Below are 18,717 nucleotides of genomic sequence, written 5' to 3'. Positions count from 1 at the left end.
ACACCAATAATATTACGGCCTTCAACGAACTGAAGAACGGGGAGTATTCAGCACTGATCTCCAGCACGGTATTACTCAAAGGGATGATTGCTCAAACACCAAACCCTGAGGAGTATGCGCTGTCAGATATTGCACTCAGCGCCCCGCTACCAGCGGGCCTGTTGCTCCCGTTACATGATAAAGAATTTAAAGAGTTTGTTGATGGCACGTTGTCTTCTCTGATGACCAGCAACGACTTTACTGCGCTGTACAATAAATGGTTTCAGTCACCGATTCCGCCGAAATCCATCAATTTAAACATTCCCATGTCAGATAACCTGAAAGCACTAACGGCTGCTAAAAAGAAGATCAGTTTTGATTATGAAAAATATAATTAATCGTGAAATGGCAAGGGTGAAACGTACGGTGCAATGGCTGATCCTACTGGCAGGTATCGTCATCTCTCCTGCGCTGATGGCTCAGCAAAACGCCGCGACGTTCGACCATATTCAGAACAGCAGCGTGCTAAACGTGGGCTATCGCCAGTTACCGCCATTTTCATTTACCGACAACAATGGCAAGGTCACGGGTTATACCATTGCGGTATGTAACATGATTGCCGATAAGTTGCGCCAGTATCTTAAGCTCAATAGCTTAACTATTCATTATATTCCCGTGAGCTTCGGGGAACGCTTTACCGCATTAAACACGCGCAAAATTGATATGGACTGTAGCGTAAATACCAATGCGCCGGAGCGGATATCCAGCGTCTCATTTTCTCTCAACTATTACATCGCAAAAATGCGCATCATTGCGTTACGTAAAAATAATATCCACTCGATTGTCGATCTTAAAGGCCGCACGGTGAGCCTGCCTGGAAGCTCAAAAGATTTGCTGGAGTTTAATAAAGCCAACAGAGAGCAGCATCTTAATATTTCGACAATTACTACCACCACGATAAACGGTGCGTTTGACAAGATGGCGCATAATGAAGCCGCCGCCTTATTCCTTGATGATGTTCTGGCCTGGCCGTTGATTAAGGATAGCGAGCAACCGGAACTGTTCAGCGTGTCGGCACAGAGCATCGGCAATGATATGCACTATGCCATTATGATGAGGAAAAACGATCCGCAGTTCGTGACGTTTGTTAACAGCACGCTGAAAGATTTCTTCGCCTCACCGATCAACGCGCAGTTACGCAAAAAGTGGCTGTCTCCCTGGTCCTGCGAAAAGATGAAAATCCCATCGCCAGGCAGCTGTCAGCATAGTAATTGAACACTATCAGCCGCTCTTTACACCACCGCCTGCTGCGCCTGTGGAAAATCCCCGGGGTGCTGCTGTTGCTATTGACCGTCCATTCGCTGCGCGCCGCCTGGGATTTTGCCAGCATCCAGCAGAAATCCGATGCGCTTTACGGCCCCGCAAGCCCGCAAGCGCAACGGCGGATCAACGCCTGGCAGCAGTTGTTGCTCCAGTTGCGTAATGCAGACGAACAAACACAATTACACGCCGTAAACCAATTTTTTAACGATAAGCTCCGTTATACCGAAGATATTGACGCCTGGCATGACGTCGATTACTGGGCAACCCCCATTGAATCACTGCGCAAAGGTGAGGCGGATTGTGAAGACTACGCGATCGCTAAATATTTCACTCTCCGCCAGTTGGGCATCTCCGAAGACAAACTGCGTATTACCTATGTTAAGGCCCTGCGTTATAACCGGGCGCATATGGTGCTGACCTGGTACCTCACGCCTGAAGCTATTCCTCTGGTACTCGACAGCCTGACCAATACCATTTCACCGGCCACCCAGCGTATGGATTTATTACCCGTGTACTCCTTTAACAACACTGGCCTTTGGCTTCCGGGCAACCAGAACAATAAGCGCGTTGGCGACAGCAAGAGACTTTCTCGCTGGCAGCAAGTTTTCATCAAAATGCGGGAAGAGGGCTTCCCGATGGATAAATAGGAATCACCTGTGTCTCTTTTTAAACAGTTACTCCTGACAATCTCTCTCTTTATGATGGTTGTGTTTAGCGGCAATTTTATCGTGACGTTAGAAAGCTCTCGCGATCAGTCCAATAACCAACTCCTTTCACATGCCCAGGATGCAGCAACCGCGTTGGGCGTTTCGCTGACCCCCAACGTCAACGATCCGGCGATGATCGAGCTAATGGTTAGCTCCATTTTCGATAGTGGTTACTACAAAAAAATCCGTATTGTCGATCTGCAAAACGGCAAAACGATGCTTGAGCGTCGCGCGGCGGCGTCGATTCCCAATGTTCCCGGTTGGTTTGTTGATCTGGTGGATGTGACTCCGCAAACCGGCGAGGCGACAATTATGCGCGGCTGGCAGCAGGCCGCTCGTGTGGAAGTGACCAGCGATCCGATCTTTGCCGTACAGCGTCTGTGGGACAATACCCTGGGCAATCTGCTGTGGATGCTGTCCTGTAGTCTCGTCTGTTTAATCGCAGGCATTCTGCTGCTGCGCAAACTGCTGCGCCCGCTCAATTATCTGGCAAAACAGTCAGAAGCCATTGCCCGCCGCGAATTTCTGACGCTACAGGAACTGCCAAAAACACCGGAATTACGCCGCGTCGTTAACGCCATGAATTTGATGGCAGCGAAGCTCAAGTCGTTATTTGAAGAGCAAGCTGTCTATAGCGAACGTCTGCACAATGAAGCTTATCTCGACAGCCAGACCGGAATTGCCAACCGCCGCGCGTTCGATATGCAGTTTCAGGCGCGGCTAAGTGATGCCGATACGGCGCCAGGGTATCTGATGCTGGTTCGCGTTCAGGACTTAGGCGGTCTGAATCAGCGTTTTGGCGGCCCGCATACCGATAAGCTGTTGCTCAATATTGCCAACCTGCTGAACGCGCATAAAGAAAAATATGCCTCTCTCGACAGCACCCTCGCGCGCATTCGCGGCGGCGAGTTCGCCCTGCTCTGCCCCGGCGTTACGCACGGTGAAATGCTGGACATGGGCAATTCGCTGTGTCAGAAGCTGACGGCCTTTTATGCCACCGGTATGTCAGACCAACAGCCGGTCGCCTACACCAGCATGGTGCCATTCAGCGCCGGAGATAACGCGCAGTCATTGCTGATCCAGGCCGATCGCCTGCTGGTGGAAGCAGAAACGCATACCGACCATCAGGTGGTTCCCACCACCGAGGTGCCAGCGGCTACCGAAGATCAGCATTTGTGGTTTGTTCGCCTTGAGCATGCGCTGGAAAATCAGCAATTCCAGTTGGTTTATCAACCCGTTGTGGATTGCCGCACGCCCGACAAAATCCTGCATTACAAAGTGCTGTCGCGCATTATTGACGAACAGGGCAACACCATTACCGCCGGTCGTTTCCTGCCGTGGATCCACCGCTTTGGCTGGAGCCATCGCCTCGATAAAGTGATGCTGAAACTGACGTTGAACCAACTAAAAACTGCACCGGGGAAATTAGCGCTGAGTATTTCAGGCAGTTCTGTCGCCAGTGCGAACGCCATTGCTGACCTGCTCAATCCGCTGCGCTATTCACCAAAATTAGCCCATCAGTTGATTCTGGAGCTGGATGAAAATCAGCTCCCGGGACCACATCAGATGGCGGCATTTGTCAAAGCTGTAGGCCAGCATCGCTGCGCGCTCGGTCTGCAACACTTCGGCAGTCGCTTCAACATGATCGGTCATCTGTCGCAGTGGGGGCTTGCTTATCTGAAAATCGACAGCAGCTATATCCGCAATATTGATGAAGAAAACGATAAACGTTTGTTTATTGAAGTGTTGTGCAGCGCCACGCGCAGTATTGATTTGCCGCTGATTGCCGAACGTGTTGAAACGGAAGGTGAGCTTAAGGTACTGCAGGAATTAGGGATTGATGGCGCAATGGGTCAATTATTAGGTGAACCCGCGCCGTTGTGATAACAGCAGGCAGCCTGTATATCGCCGGATGGCGCTTCGCTTATCCGGCCTACAAGCCGGCTGCCTGCATCAGCTAAAAAATACGGTCATCACTCCCAAGCAGTTGTTCTAACCCGCCAAGCTCCTGACGCGCGTTCGCGCGATTCATTAATTTAACCTGCGCCATCGGCGGAAGATCGGTAATGGCAATCACGCCTTTACGGATCAGCAGGTAAATCAGATCGTCGAGCACGCGAACCATCTCCAGGTCGCTTTTTTGCAGCATCTCTAACGTCTGTTGGGTGTCATTTTCAGCGTTTTTGCCAGCGCCTGCTGCCTGCGCGTGTGGTCCAGAATTCATATCAGTGTCTTTCATTTCGTATACCCTGATGCCGCTGCCCTGTTCGCACAGGGCAGCAAGCAACGGTTAGTGAGTCGGGTTGTGATCGGGTTTGGCTATCAGGTGATCCAACGAGTAGGTCGCAGAATGCAGATCGCCGCTTGCATGAGTAGACAGCGCAGTATCAATGCCATGCGCGACCTTCGCCGGACTGGCTATTTGATGGTGATCGCCGCCGCTTTGAATGTACTTCGCAATATCCACGCCTTCGTGCAGTTCACGCGCCAGATCGCTGAGATCGACTTTATCGAGCACAGCCTTCGCCCTATCGTCAGCGCTCAACACGGCAGTTGCCTGCCCGTGTCCGGTCGCGGCTGGCGCATAAGACAGAGATAATGCGTTGTCGTCGAACAGGTTGTGCAGCGCATGCTGCATCGCGGCATGATTTCCTTTATCCGCCGTATGCCCTTTGTGTGGTGCCGGATCGTCCATCGTCACGTTCGGCGTTTGCGTATACGTCGTAGTATTGCCGTGGTCATCATGTGCCTCAACCAATACGCTTACGCGGTTATGGCCTGCCCGGAACGCTGAGGTCTCGGCCTCAATGTCATAGGTCAGCCCATTATTGCCCTGATGAAGAATCGCATCGTACTGATGCCCATTTACCAGCGCTTTAATATGCTCCCCATCATGCACATCACCGCTCACGCTGCCGGTGATATGGGTGATAGCCCCCTGTGCTTCCGCACGTGAAATATGGTTGTCCCCGGTGAGTTTATCCACGATAAGCGTGGCGTCTGCCTGTTGATCCACAGCATAGGTGTGGGACGTTGTCTTTGAATACGGGTTGCCTGGCGCATCATGACCGTTGACCTCAACCGAGAACGCGGTGTTCGCTTTCATCACATCGCTGTCTACATCGACATGATAAACCCGCTCACCATTCCCCAACGTATCTACCGAACCAGTATATTCATGACCACCAATCTTTAATTTGATCGAATCCCATACATCCACATCGCCGCCAAGATGCCCGGTTACCCTCACCGTCGTTCCCTGAAGTTCCTGTTGGTTCAGGACGTTATCCTGGGTGACGCTATCAATATCCATCGTTCCTGCAGCAGTCCTGTCAATAGTGATGGTCTTATCGGTATGGATCTCATCACGGTTACCTGCATCATCATGGGCGGTGACGTGAGCGGTTATTTTTTGATCGTGAATCAGGTCAACCGTACTGGCATCTACGCTAAATACCTTCTGCCCGCCGCTGTCTTTTACATCAGCCACCAGATCTTTACCGTTAACCGTGATGGTCACCCGATCGCCAACATCCACGTCCCCGGTCACATAACCGCTGATAGTGGTTTTCGCATGCTGAGTTTCCTCGTTATTCAGCACATCATCGACTGACACGTTGTCCAGCACGATGCTGGCATCAACCTGCGTATCGATAGTGACCGTTTTGTCGTTCACGGCATGCATTGGGTTCAACGCCGAATCCTGCCCTTCTACGCTGACGTGAATATTCGGATCATTTTGCAGCCCGACCGTACTCACCATCGCTTTGTAGCCCAGTTGCCCGTTCATATGCGGCAGCTCAATGACACGCGTATGTACTGTGACGCCATCGACGAGAATGGCGACTTTATCACCGAGATGCACGTCGCCATCCACCGTACCACTCACCTCAACGCTTCCGGCTTTCACTTCATCAGCATTGATAATATCGTCGCCACCGACGGTGTTGATGGTCACGCTGCCGTTTGCCGACTTATCAATCGCGTAGCCCTGCGTAAAGCTGGCGGACTGCACGTTGCCGTGATCGTCATATCCTGAGACTGTCGCGACAATCGCGCGATCGGCCAACAGGTCTTTGGTGTAAATATCGACGCAGTAGCGATGGTTATTATCGACAGTCGCCGCATAAGGGTTTCCGTTAACCGTCAGCGTTACCTTATCGCCCGGGTGCACATCTCCGGATACCGACCCCGTTACTGTCATCTTAGGTTGCAGCGATTCCCGCGCGTTCAGCACATTGTCACCGGCAATGTTATCTATCGTCACGCCAGCATTAGCGCTCAGATCGACCACGACATGGCTGCTGGCAGAGGCGCTACCCAGGTTGCCGTTATCATCCGTCGCCATGACCGTCGCGATAATATCCGGGTTATTGTGCAGATCGTTGATACTGACCTTCGTCGACCAGGCCAGGTGACCATGTTTATCATCATGCACGACCGCAGTCAGCGTATTGCCATTAACCTGCAGACTCACCACGCTGCCATCGTGGATCCCTTCGCCGCTGACCGTGCCGCTGACGGTCGTTTTTCCGCTTTGCGCCTCAGCCGCATTGATAACATCATCACCGGCGATCTTATCCATCGTTATCTGCAGCGGGTTATCCGTATCGACGGTGATGGTTTTCTGCACCGTATCTGTGGCTGTCCCAGCCGTGATGGAGACATCAAACATCGGGTGCGCCTGCAGTTCGCTGGTCGGCACATCAACCTCATATGCCAACTGTCCCGGCATCGTCGGGAGGCTCATAACATGTCCGGTGTACTGCATATGATTGATGGTGACAATCACTTCGTCCCCGGACTGCACGTCGCCGCTGACCAGGCCACGGATTGCCGTTGTCGCCTTTTGCGCTTCATCGTGGTTGAGAACATCATCGCCCGCCACCTTATCAACGGTAAGATGCACGGTCGGTTGGTGAGGTTGCGTGGTTCCTGTTCCCGTTGTCGTCGGGGTGTGCATACTAAAAGGCGTATTGGCAGGCGTATAAGTCTGGGTTACCCACGGGAGATCGATAAATTTATGCTCTACCGCTGTCGCCGTGTTGCCGTGATCGTCATGGGTGGTGATGGACACGGTGATATTGCCGTTGTTATTCCAATCCTGAGAAAGAATATCCAGCGTGTAACCCAGTTGCCCATCAGGGAGGGTAATAACATGCGTTTCCAGATGCGTGTTGTTACCCACATCAACGGTAACCAAATCATTAAGCTTCGCGTCCGGGGTAACATGCCCGGTTACCGTCACAAATTCCGGGCGGTTTCCAGCGGGTAGCGCCCACCCTCGCCAGCTCAACGCAGAATCAATCGTAATCCCGGCATCGGCAACGGTATCAACCACCACAGACATGTCATCGTGCCCGTGTGCAATATTGCCGGCGTCATCTTTGGCCGTCACTTCGGCATGAATATGCGGATCCATTAGTAGATCCAGAGTCGACACCTTCGTGCTGAAAGCCCGCTGGCCGTTGTGACCTTCCACCTGCGCATAATAGATCTGATGATTGATGGTGAGTTCAACCGTATCACCGATTTTGACATCGCCTCCCACCGTACCCGTAACCGTCGTTTGCGGCTTAAGGGCTTCGTCGTGGTTAATCACCGTATCACCACTGCCAGTGACGATCGGATCGATATGAACAATCGCGTCAATCTGGTCGTCAATAATCACGGTACTGTGCGCATCTGCCGTGGCGTTATTTCCTGCGGCATCAGTGGTGGTGATGGTTGCGGTGATATGCGGATCGTTTTGTAGCCATTGCGTATCCACGCCAATGGAATACCCCAGGGTTCCCAGATTGGGCAGGTTCGTCACCGTCGCATCAACCATATGGCCGCCGATATTCAGGTGCACCACATCATTAACCCTGGCATCTCCGCCCACCGTACCGCTGACGATCGTCGTCGTTTGCCCCAATTCGCTCTTATTCAATACATCGTCGCCCGTTACCGGATCGATGGTGATTGAGGCCAGCGCTTGCGCGTCCAGCGTAACCGTATGATGCGCTGTAATTTGCGCATGGTTCAGGGCATCGTCCGTGATATCCATGGTGACGCTGATATGCGGATCGGCAACCAGATCGGCCGTCGCAACGGGAACGTGGAATCCCATTTGTTGATTACCGCGATCCTCCACCACACCGGAATAGGTATGGCCGTTGATGGTCATAACCAACGGATCGCCGGGGTGAACTTCCCCGCTCACCATCCCGCTCACCATCGTATAGCCATGCATCTGCTCAGCAAGGTTCAGGGTATTATCCGGCGTCACGGCATCAATGGTTATCTGCGCATCGACACGGGTATCGATAATCACTGTGGTTTCTGCATTGGCCGTCGCCGGGTTGCCCGCGCCATCGGTGGTGCTGACCGTCGCGGTCAGATGCGGATCGGAGATCAGATCGGCGGTACTGACTTTAATGCTATAGCCGAGAACGCCGCCTCCGGTATCGCTCACTTTTCCCGTCAGGACGTGGCCATTCACGGTGAGATAAACGACGTCATTTACATGAACATCCCCAGCCACTTTCCCGGTTACATACGTGAATGGTTGTTTTGATTCATCACCATTAATCATATTGTCGCCGGTGACCGGATCAATCGTCAGCATGGCTTTGGCATGTAAATCAACCAGCAGGTCGTGCGTTATCTCCGCTTGCTGGAAATTATGCACATTATCTTCACCGACTACACGAGCAACGATATGCGGGTCTTTGACCAGATCGCGGCTCAGAACGTCCAGCTTATATCCCAGCGCATTGTTATGTTCCGGGAGTGCCTGCGCGGTTGTTTCGTAGGTATGACCGTTGACGATGACCTGAACTTTAGCGCCCGCGTGTACATCGCCGGACACCGTGCCCATCACCTCAGTGAGATGTTTTGCTGCTTCTGCGCCGTTGAGCTTGTCATCGCCCGCTACCGTATCAACGGTGATTCCCGCCCCGGCATGATTATCAATATGCACCACATGGGTTGCGGTGGTTATAACCTCATTTTCTACCGCATCGTGAGAGGTAACCGTGACCTTAACGGACACATTTTTATCCTGGAGCCCCTTATTATCACTGAACGCCGTTGAATCAACGGGGACTTGATAGCCCAGATGTCCGCCACCAAGGTCGATGACCTTGCCGTTAAACGTCTGGTGATTGATCTCAACGATCACCGCATCGCCAGGCTGCGCGTCCCCTCCCACCTTACCGCTGATGAGTTGCATCGGCGTATCCAGCTCCTGGTGGTTAAGGTTGTTGTCGTCAGTAACGTTATCAATAGCCACGGTGCTGTGCGCCTGGGTATCCAGCGTGACGGTTCGATGCTCCACCGCAACCGCCTGATTGCCCGCAGCGTCGTGGCTGACCAGCGTGACCATTACGTCGTTGCTGCCTTCCTGCAGCACACCCGTTGGTACAAACACTTCGTAGCGCAGAACGCCGTGATCGTTAACCACTGTGCCGCTAAAGTCCTGATTTTGCCCCTGCACGTGAACAGTCACCACGTCACCCGCTTTGGCATCCAGACCTTTCGCGATACCGCTAATCAGCGTCGGCATGCGGTTTTCAATGGCGTTTACCACATCATCGGACGCCACCACTGCGGTCGTCACCACGTTTTTAGCAAAATTATCGATATGCACTTTATGGCTGTCAGTCGCGATGGCAAGGTTACCCGCCGCATCATGCGAGGTGACCGTGACGTGTACGTCGACATCCGTCAGCACATGAACGCTGTTGTTCGCAAACGCTGATGAGTCCACATCAATACGGTAACCCAGCTTCCCCTGACCAAGGTCAATGACCTGACTCTCGTACTGATGACCATTAACCACCAGTTGGATCGGGTCGCCGACCTTCGCATCTTCCCCCTCGACACTGCCCGTAATGCGCTGTGTCGCCGCGGACAGTTCCTGGTAATTGATGACATTGTCCGTGGCAATGTTATCCAACGAGATAGCGTTATGCGCATGCGTATCGAGGGTGATAATACGGTGCGATTCACTGGTCACCGCGTTGCCCAGCGCGTCATGGCTGAGCAGTGTTGCGACCACCGCATTCTTACCTTCATGCAGAGTTCCATGCGGCAAAACCACTGCGTAGCGTAACTGACCATTATCGTTGATCACCGTGCCGCTAAAGTCCTGCCCTCGTACGCTGATGGTCACCGCATCGCCAACTCTGGCATCGCCCCCCGCCACAATACTCACAATGGTGGGCATGCGATTTTCGTTGGCATTCACCACATTGTCCGTCGCTACCGCATCAATTTTGAGCGTGTTTTCCGCATAGTTATCGATATGAACTTTATGCGTATCGGTGGCGATGGCCAGGTTTCCCGCCGCATCATGAGAGGTGACCATCGCGGTAATATTCACATTCGTCAGAACATGGCCGTTGTTATCGGCAAATGAAGAAGAGTCCACATCGATGCGATAACCCAGCTTACCGCGGCCAAAATCAACCACCTTACCGCTGTACTGATGCCCATTTATCGCCAGTAAGACCGGATCGTTGACCTTCGCATCCTCACCGCCAACAAAACCGGTAATCGTCTGTTTAGCCGCAAGCAGTTCCTGGTAATTCAGCGCATTGTCTGCAGTGAGGTCATGTATGCGGATAGTATTATGCGCCTGCGTGTCTAACGTGATGGTGCGGTGTGCCAGCGCGGTAACTTCATTTCCCACCGAGTCATGACTGACCAACGTCACCACTACGTCGTTTGTACCTTCCTGTAAGGCCGTCTTCGGCAACGCGACTTCGTAGCGCAACTGCCCGTTATCATCAACGATTGTTCCGGCATAGTTTTGCCCATGGACGCTGACGGTGACCGCATCGCCCGCTTTAGCATCACCACCAGCGTCCCCGCTAATTAGCGTTACCATACGGTTTTCAATGGTGTTGACCACATCGTCCGTCGCCACAGCATTGATGCTGACCTGATTGGTGGCGAAGTTATCAATGTGCACGCTGTGGGTGTCGGTGGCGATCGCCAGGTTACCCGCCGCATCATGAGAGGTGACCGTGACCTTCACGTCCACGTTACCGTCGACCGGCACGCTGTTGTCAGCAAAGTCTGCAGTGTTTACCGTGATACGGTAGCCCAGCGCATTGTGGCCTAAATCGATAACCTCCCCGCGGTACTGGTGACCGTTGATCTCCAGTTGTACCGGATCGCCAGGTTTAGCATCTTCATTGCTGCCAATGGCGCCGGAGATGACCTGGTTACGTGTGTACAACTCACTACGATTCAGGGTGTTATCACTATCTACATCATTGATTGTCAGCGAATTATGCGCCTGAGTGTCGAGCGTGACGGTACGGTGCGCGAGCGCGGTGACTTCGTTACCCGCCGCATCGTGGCTGACCAGCGTTACCACCACATCGTTTTTACCTTCCAGCATTGTTCCTTTCGGTAATGCCACTTCATAGCGCAACTGACCGTTATCATTGACTACCGTTCCGGCATAGTTTTGCCCCTGTACGCTGACGGTGACCGCATCGCCCACTTTGGCATCACCGCCTGCCACACCGCTAATCAGTGTGGTCATGCGGTTTTCAATGGCGTTGACCACATCATCCGTCGCCACCGCGTCAATGTTGACCTGATTGGTCGCAAGATTATCAATGCGCACGCTGTGGGTGTCGGTGACAATCGCCAGGTTGCCCGCCGCATCGTGAGAAGTAACAGTGACCTTCACTTCCACGTTACCATCAACCGGTGTGCTGTTATTGGCAAAGTCGGAAGCGTTAACCGCAATACGGTAGCCCAGCGTATTGTTACCGAGATCGATCACCTGACCGCTGTACTGGTGACCGTTAAGCTCCAGTTGTACCGGGTCACCCGCCTTCGCGTCTTCTCCGCTGACGGTTCCGGAAATCACCTGGTTGCGCTTATACAGTTCGCTGCGGTTCAGGACGTTATCATCTGTCACGTTATCGATAGTCAGCGCGTTGTGCGCCTGGGTATCCAGTACCACGGTACGGTGCGTCACGGCGATGGCTTCATTGCCTGGCGCGTCGTGGCTGACCAGCGTCACCTGCACCTCATTCGCGCCCTCTTTCAGGGTGGCTGAAGGCACCACGATCTCATAGCGTAGCTGCCCATGGTCGTCGAAAATCGTGCCATGAAACTCTTTGCCCTGAAGGGTCAGGATGACCGGGTCGCCCGCTTGCGCATCGCCGCTGGCGACGCCAGAAATGACGGTCGGCATACGAAACTCATTGGCATTGACGACATCATCATTCGCCACCACTTCAATAGTCACGGCGTTTTGCGCGGATAAGTCGGTATCAACATGATGCTCGGTGGAAACCGTTGTGCGATTGCCGGCATCATCGAAAGAGGTCAGCGTGGCGTGAATATTCGGGTCGTTCAGCAATCCCTGAGTCTGTACCGGAATGGTATAAATCAGAGCGCCATTACCCGGGTCAGTAACGACGCCGGTATATTCTTTACCATCAACCAATAAGGTAACGATATCACCTGGTTTGGCATCTCCGCCTGCACTCCCATGGATCATCGTCTGCAGCTGGCGTGACTCTGCGTAGTTGATGAGATTATCAGGGGTAACGCTATCGACCGTAATATCAATACGTGGTCCGGTGATATCAATCAGCGCATGATCGACACTTTCTGCCGTTCGTCCTGTGACATCGGTCGCTATTGCCACTACGGTTACATTTCCTGGCACTAATCCGTTAAGGTCGGTATTAATATTCCAGTGACCGTTATTCACCGGAACCTCAACGGTGAATGTGTTTTTTTGGCTATCTGTGAAGGTAAGTGTGACGTGATTTTGATTACTGGTGCCGCTTAAATGGGTCTGGTGAAATTCACTGTTGTTAATAAATCCGTCATTACCGGCAAACTCGGTAATTTGCACTTCAGGCGGGAAAACGCTCGCCGAGCCTGCTCCCACTCCTCCAACCGGCAAATTGATCTCCCAGTTCGGGCTACCCAGACCTTTAGTATTAAAACCCGCTGTAGGATCAACCACCTGTCCGGTTAATTCAAGCTGAACCAGGGTGTGACCACCGCCACCGCCCTCAAGCTGTACCGGCGCGTCATTACCCGCCGCGGTGGCTTCCAGCACCTGCGTCGGGTCAGCGCCGTCGGCAATGGCTTTTTGTACGGCGGCAATATCCTGGGCATTATGCTCCGGATTATGGTTGACCTGTAGCCCGTGTTCGCCCCAATGGCTGTTACGGCCAATATCCAGCGTCTTCCCGTCTGGTAAAGAGAGACTTACCGCGCCGCTGGCGCCGGTCACAATTTCCTCACCGCTATATACTCTGTCGCCCTCATGAACAAGTCGTTGTGCGCCATTAGCATCGACAACGTATACCTGCCCAATGATTGCTTTGATCACACCGAGTAATTTGCTCACCGTAACCTCACTTAATTACCATCATTATTTTTATAAAATCGTTAATATATTAACGAACAAATATCACATTCATTTAATGTAAACATTAATATCTCAATGTAGAAAAAAACACATTTTAAAGAATGCAATTACATGAGACTTGACTGGCAAATGAATATAATAAAAAATAACCAAAAATAAAACACGATGTGACAAAACATGTCTGAGAATAGCTGACCATAGGCTTCAATTAAGACAATTTACCTTTGTTAATTAATATAACGTGTTTGTAAAAATGGATGATAGCGACGACAGCAGGATGTCATAACCGTGTCATATAAGGCATTCATGTCATGAAGAAGTTTTTAGTTTTTCTGCTTTCATGCTTTTCAATATCCTCAGTAAATGCAGAAGACTTACAAAATACCGTTAAAAACGCTTTAGCTAATCATCCTGAAGTTAATGCCGCAATAAATAGCCGTTATTCTTCAGAGCAAGAACTGCGGGCCGCTCAAGGTGGCTATTTACCCTCACTCAATTTAAATGCAGAGGCCGGACGCAAAAATGTTGATGATGCAACGACTCGCGCGGCAGGACGCAATAACGGTCTGACCCAGTCACCTAACGAAGCGACGCTGAGTCTTGAGCAAAATGTGTTTAATGGTTTTGCCACCTCCAGCGAAGTTGCACGGCAAAAAGCGACCGTTGACTCGCGCGCCTGGAGCGTGATGAACACCAGCGAAAGTACCGCTTATGCGGTCATTCAGGCCTATTTCGACGTGCTACAACGCGAAGAGTTTGTTCGCCTTGCTGAGGACGATCTGGCGAACCACGAACGCATTTACGACCAGATAAAACTGCGTACCGATCAGGGGGTTGGGCGCTCCGGGGACTTTATGCAAGCCGAAGCGCGTCTGGCGCAGGCGCGTAATAACTTGCTGACCGAGCAGACGAATCTTGAAGACGCGAAAACCACCTTTGTCAGCGTGACGGGCATGGATCCGCAAGGTTTAAGCCTGCCCGAGAGTATTGACTCTCAGTTGCCCACCTCGCTGGAAGACGCCAAAAGTCGGATGGAAAAAAACAGTCCATTACTGAAATCCGCCAATGCGGATATCGACGCCGCGCATCAGCAGTATGAGGCCTCGAAATCAACCTTCTATCCGCGCGTGGACGTTGAGCTTTCCCGCGGGATTAGTAATAACACCGACACCACCCGCGCCCATACTGAAGAGTGGGAAGCAATGGTAAAACTGCATTACAACCTGTACCAGGGCGGTAGCGACAAAGCCAATATGAACTCCCGCGCGTATCTGCATAAACAGGCGCAGGACGTACGCAATAACACGCTACGCCAGCTGAATCAGGAGCTGCGCCTGGCCTGGACGGCGTTACAAAACGCACGCGCTCAGCTTCCTTCAGCGGAAGAATATGCCGACCGTAGCGTTAAAGTGCGCACCGCTTATCAGGATCAATTCAGTCTTGGCGAACGTACGCTGTTGGATTTGCTCGACAGTGAAAATGAAGTTTTTTCTTCTAAACGTCGCCTTGTTGAACTGCGTTATCTGGCGATGACCAGCGGCTACCGTATTAGCGAACGCACGGGTGAATTAATGAATATTCTAAAAATCACACCGCCGCCATCAGGACAACCGGTCGATTCACAACAAGAAAATAGCTTACCGGATCTGCATTAATAATTATTAATCCAAAATAAATCTCTGACCTGCACGCTGATAATTAGCTTGCTATTATTTTAACGTGCACGGTCAGAAATGGTTGCGAAAATGAGTGCACAAGCTGAATTATTAAATGAAGTATCCGGGAATTATGCTTCTCCTAATTCTCAACATCACGACCCCCGCAGTTATAATGACGATCCGCTATTAGATAGCTTACTCATTCTGTGTGCGTTGCACGGTAAACCGGCGAGCCGTTCAACATTAAGCAGTGGGTTGCCATTAGAAAACGATCGGCTCACGCTGAATATATTTCCACGCGCGGCGGCAAGGGCCGGTTTAAAGGCGCGGATTGTCACGCGCGCGCTCGATAAAATTCCGGCCATGTCTCTGCCTGCAGTCCTGTTACTGCGTTGTGGCGGAACCGGAGTATTACTGGCATGGAACGACGACGGCAGCGCCCGCTTTATGCCCAGCGAAAGCGAAGGTGGAGAGATTTGCGTCGATGTCGCCACGCTTGAACAAAGCTATGCCGGTAAAGTGATTTTTGCTCATCCGCGCCACGAATTCGATTTGCAGGCGGAAGCTTTTCTGCCACGTACCAAATCCTGGTTTAAAGACACCCTGAAGCTGTCACGTTTCCTGTATATGGATGCGGTGCTGGCCAGCCTGCTGATCAACCTGATTGCGCTCGGCACGCCGCTCTTCACCATGAACGTCTATGACCGGGTCGTACCTAACCAGGCAACGGTCACGCTGTGGGTATTGGCGGTCGGTATCTGCCTGGCTTTTATTTTTGATCTGATATTGAAAATGCTGCGCGGTATCTGCCTTGATATTGCGGGCAAAAAAAGCGATCTCATCATCTCCTCAACGCTGTTTGAGCGCATTATCGGCATGGAGATGAAAGAACGTCCGGCGCGGGTGGGCAGCTTTGCGCAGAATATTCACGAGTTTCAGTCGCTGCGTGATTTCCTCTCATCACTTACGCTGACGACGATTATCGATCTGCCCTTCACCCTGCTGCTGCTGATCGTTATCGGGATTATCGGCGGTGCGCTGGCCTGGATCCCGCTCCTGACGCTGCCGATTGCTTTGTTGTGCAGTTGGGCGTTACAAAAACCGGTCAACGCGGCAGTCACTAAAACCATGAGTCTCGCCAGCGAACGCCAGGCATTGCTGATTGAAACCCTGAGCAGCCTGGATGCCATCAAAGTGAACAATGCCCAGAGCGAACGCCAGTTTCAGTGGGAACAAACGCTGGGCAGCCTGAGTCGCCTCGAGCTACGGGTGAAAACCTTGTCCAGCCTGGCGAGCAACCTGACCGGCTGGTTCCAGCAAATCTCCGGGGTGGTGATGATTATCGTCGGGGTGTACATGATTATCGGCGGCAAACTGAGTATGGGGGGACTTATCGCCTGCTACATGCTCAACGGCCGGGCATTAATGCCGCTGGGTCAGTTAACCGGCCTTATCGCCCGTTATCAGCAGGCGAAGCTCACCATCAAAAATACCGAGAAAATGATGTCGCTGGCGCAGGAGCGTCGCGCGGATGAAAATCCGCTCAAACGTGAGCAGCTACAGGGCAGCATAGAATTTCGCGATGTCGATTTCAGCTACCCGGAACAACAGAACCTGTCGCTGCAAAAAATTAATCTGACCATTCAGCCCGGGGAACGAATCGGCATCATCGGACGCAGTGGTTCCGGTAAAAGTTCGCTCAGCAAACTGCTGGTCAATCTGTACCAGCCCAGCGCCGGAAATATTCTGATCGACGGTATCGATTCTCGTCAGTTGGATGTGAACGATCTGCGCCACAGCATCGGCTACGTGCCGCAGGATATCCAGTTGTTCAATGGCACGCTACGCGACAATTTGCTATGCGGGGCGCGTTATATCGATGACGAAACCATGCTGCGGGCAGCAGAACTGGCCGGCGTCAACGATTTTGCGCGCTTGCATCCTGACGGCTATAACCTGCAGGTTGGCGAGCGCGGCTCCCGACTTTCCGGTGGACAGCGGCAGGCGGTAGCGCTGGCACGCGCGCTTTTGCTGGATCCGCCTCTTCTGTTACTGGATGAACCCACCAGCTCGATGGACAACACTAGCGAGGAGAAGATCAAACACGCGCTGGTCCCCTGCATCGCGGGCAAAACGTTATTACTGGTTACGCACCGCGCTTCCATGCTGTCGCTGGTTGACCGCCTGATTATTGTCGATAAAGGACGCATCATCGCGGATGGCCCGAAAGCTGTGGTGATGGATGCGTTGAAAAAGGGGCAGATTAATGCATCTCGCTGATTTCCTGGCTCGTGCCCGCCGCGCTATGCAGCACTATTTTCATGGCCGTGATGAAAATCAAACTGACAGTATCAATGAAGTCAGCCAGGCCATTATTGATGACTCCCCGAGAGTGATTCGACTGACGCTGTGGACGATCCTCGCGCTGGTGGTGTTGTCTTTCGTGTGGGCTGGCTTTGCGAAAATCGATGAAGTCACCCGCGGGGAAGGTAAAGCGATCCCGTCATCCAAACTGCAAAAAATCCAGAACCTGGAAGGTGGGATCGTCACCGAACTGTATGTGCACGAAGGGCAAATTGTTAACCCTGGAACGCCGTTGCTGCATCTGGATGATACGCGCTTTGCCTCTAACGTCGGCGAAACAGAAGCGGATAAACTCGGCCTGCGGGCAAAAGTTGAGCGCCTGACGGCGGAAGTTGAAAACCGGGACTTTGTTATTTCCCCAGAGATTGCCAGCAAAGCGCCGGATGTCGCGCGGGGAGAAACTGAACTGTACAACAGCCGCCGGGAGCAGTTTCACAACGAAATATCCGGACTTGAAGAACAGTTGGTGCAGAAAAAACAGGAGTTGCGCGACTTTGAATCGAAAGAAGAGCAGTTTAAGCACAGCCTCGGGTTAATACGCCAGGAAATCAAAATGTCCGAGCCGCTGCTCGCCTCGGGCGCCATTTCGAAAGTGGAATTACTGCGCCTGCGTCGTACCGAAGTGGAAACCGCCGGGCAGCTCAACTCTATTAGTTTGTCGCTGCCCAAAGCCGCGTCAGAAATTAAAGAGATTGAGAATAAAATCGGCGAGAGTCGAGGCCGCTTCCAGAGCGATGCGCTGGCTCAACTCAACGAGGCCCGTACCAATCTGAGCAAAACCCAGGCCAGCGTAAAAGCGCTGGAAGACCGGGTGAATCGTACCATGGTCACTTCACCGGTGCGCGGTATCGTCCAGCAGGTGATGGTGAATACCATCGGCGGCGTCATCCAGCCTGGCAGCGATCTGGTGGAAATCGTTCCGTTGGATGACAAGCTGTTAATCGAAGCCAAAATACAGCCGCGCGATATTGCCTTTCTCCATCCGGGTCAGCATGCAATGGTGAAATTTACGGCCTACGATTACACCATCTATGGCGGTCTGCAAGGCGAGGTGGTGCAGATAAGTCCGGACACCGTCACCGATAAACAGGGGCGAAGCTTTTATATTGTTCGCCTGCAAACGGACAAAAACTACCTGGGAACGAAAGAGCATCCGATGCTGATAATCCCAGGCATGGTAGCTAGTGTCGATATTCTCACTGGCAGGAAAACGATTCTCAGCTATCTGTTAAAACCGATTATTCGCGCTCGCGCGGAGGCACTCAGAGAACGTTAAGCGTCTGCG

General features: G+C 52.3%; 9 protein-coding genes. 7 read left to right on the top strand and 2 right to left on the bottom strand.

Annotated features, from left to right (window positions below):
• The 4 genes from KQJ18_RS02115 to lapD form a co-directional block, all read left to right on the top strand.
• Positions 1 to 377: transporter substrate-binding domain-containing protein (locus KQJ18_RS02115; protein ID WP_216421330.1), on the top strand; the 377-nt coding region annotated here is incomplete at its 5' end.
• Complete coding sequence (locus tag KQJ18_RS02110; protein ID WP_216421329.1) at positions 361 to 1,254, top strand: transporter substrate-binding domain-containing protein; 894 nt, start codon at positions 361 to 363, stop codon at positions 1,252 to 1,254. The genes KQJ18_RS02115 and KQJ18_RS02110, both read left to right, overlap by 17 nt.
• Positions 1,251 to 1,949 carry a cysteine protease LapG gene (gene lapG / locus KQJ18_RS02105; RefSeq protein WP_087856248.1) on the top strand — a complete coding sequence of 233 codons (699 nt, stop codon included), beginning with the start codon at positions 1,251 to 1,253 and terminating at the stop codon, positions 1,947 to 1,949. Before KQJ18_RS02110 ends, lapG begins: the two co-directional genes overlap by 4 nt.
• Before the next feature lie 9 nt (positions 1,950 to 1,958).
• Positions 1,959 to 3,893, top strand: a complete 1,935-nt coding sequence (gene lapD, locus KQJ18_RS02100; protein WP_110497012.1) for a cyclic di-GMP receptor LapD — start codon at positions 1,959 to 1,961, stop codon at positions 3,891 to 3,893.
• Between the two features lie 73 nt (positions 3,894 to 3,966).
• Here lapD and KQJ18_RS02095 read toward each other — a convergent pair whose 3' ends face one another.
• Together KQJ18_RS02095 and KQJ18_RS02090 are read right to left on the bottom strand one after the other, a co-directional pair.
• The gene (locus KQJ18_RS02095; protein ID WP_087856250.1) at positions 3,967 to 4,248 is read right to left on the bottom strand and encodes a hypothetical protein; all 282 of its coding nucleotides are present in this window, start codon (positions 4,246 to 4,248) and stop codon (positions 3,967 to 3,969) included.
• Between the two features lie 51 nt (positions 4,249 to 4,299).
• Positions 4,300 to 13,389, bottom strand: a complete 9,090-nt coding sequence (locus KQJ18_RS02090; RefSeq protein ID WP_216421327.1) for a retention module-containing protein — start codon at positions 13,387 to 13,389, stop codon at positions 4,300 to 4,302.
• 332 nt (positions 13,390 to 13,721) lie between these two features.
• Here KQJ18_RS02090 and KQJ18_RS02085 point away from each other — a divergent pair, with 332 nt between their 5' ends.
• The 3 genes from KQJ18_RS02085 (at position 13,722) to KQJ18_RS02075 (ending at position 18,708) form a co-directional block, all read left to right on the top strand.
• Positions 13,722 to 15,065: a TolC family outer membrane protein gene (locus KQJ18_RS02085; protein WP_085048840.1), complete on the top strand. Its 1,344-nt coding sequence runs from the start codon at positions 13,722 to 13,724 to the stop codon at positions 15,063 to 15,065.
• Between the two features lie 90 nt (positions 15,066 to 15,155).
• A complete protein-coding gene (locus KQJ18_RS02080) occupies positions 15,156 to 17,348 on the top strand; it encodes a type I secretion system permease/ATPase (RefSeq protein ID WP_227410275.1) in 2,193 nt (730 codons plus the stop codon).
• The gene (locus tag KQJ18_RS02075) at positions 17,335 to 18,708 is read left to right on the top strand and encodes an HlyD family type I secretion periplasmic adaptor subunit (RefSeq protein WP_085048838.1); all 1,374 of its coding nucleotides are present in this window, start codon (positions 17,335 to 17,337) and stop codon (positions 18,706 to 18,708) included. The genes KQJ18_RS02080 and KQJ18_RS02075 overlap by 14 nt, the downstream gene beginning before the upstream one ends.
• Positions 18,709 to 18,717: the final 9 nt, after the last annotated feature.

It is taken from the genome of Citrobacter sp. S55_ASV_140, from assembly GCF_018919505.1.
Classification (GTDB): domain Bacteria; phylum Pseudomonadota; class Gammaproteobacteria; order Enterobacterales; family Enterobacteriaceae; genus Citrobacter; species Citrobacter werkmanii.
Note: the sequence above shows the minus strand (reverse complement) of the source record. Positions and strands in the feature narration are given on the sequence as shown.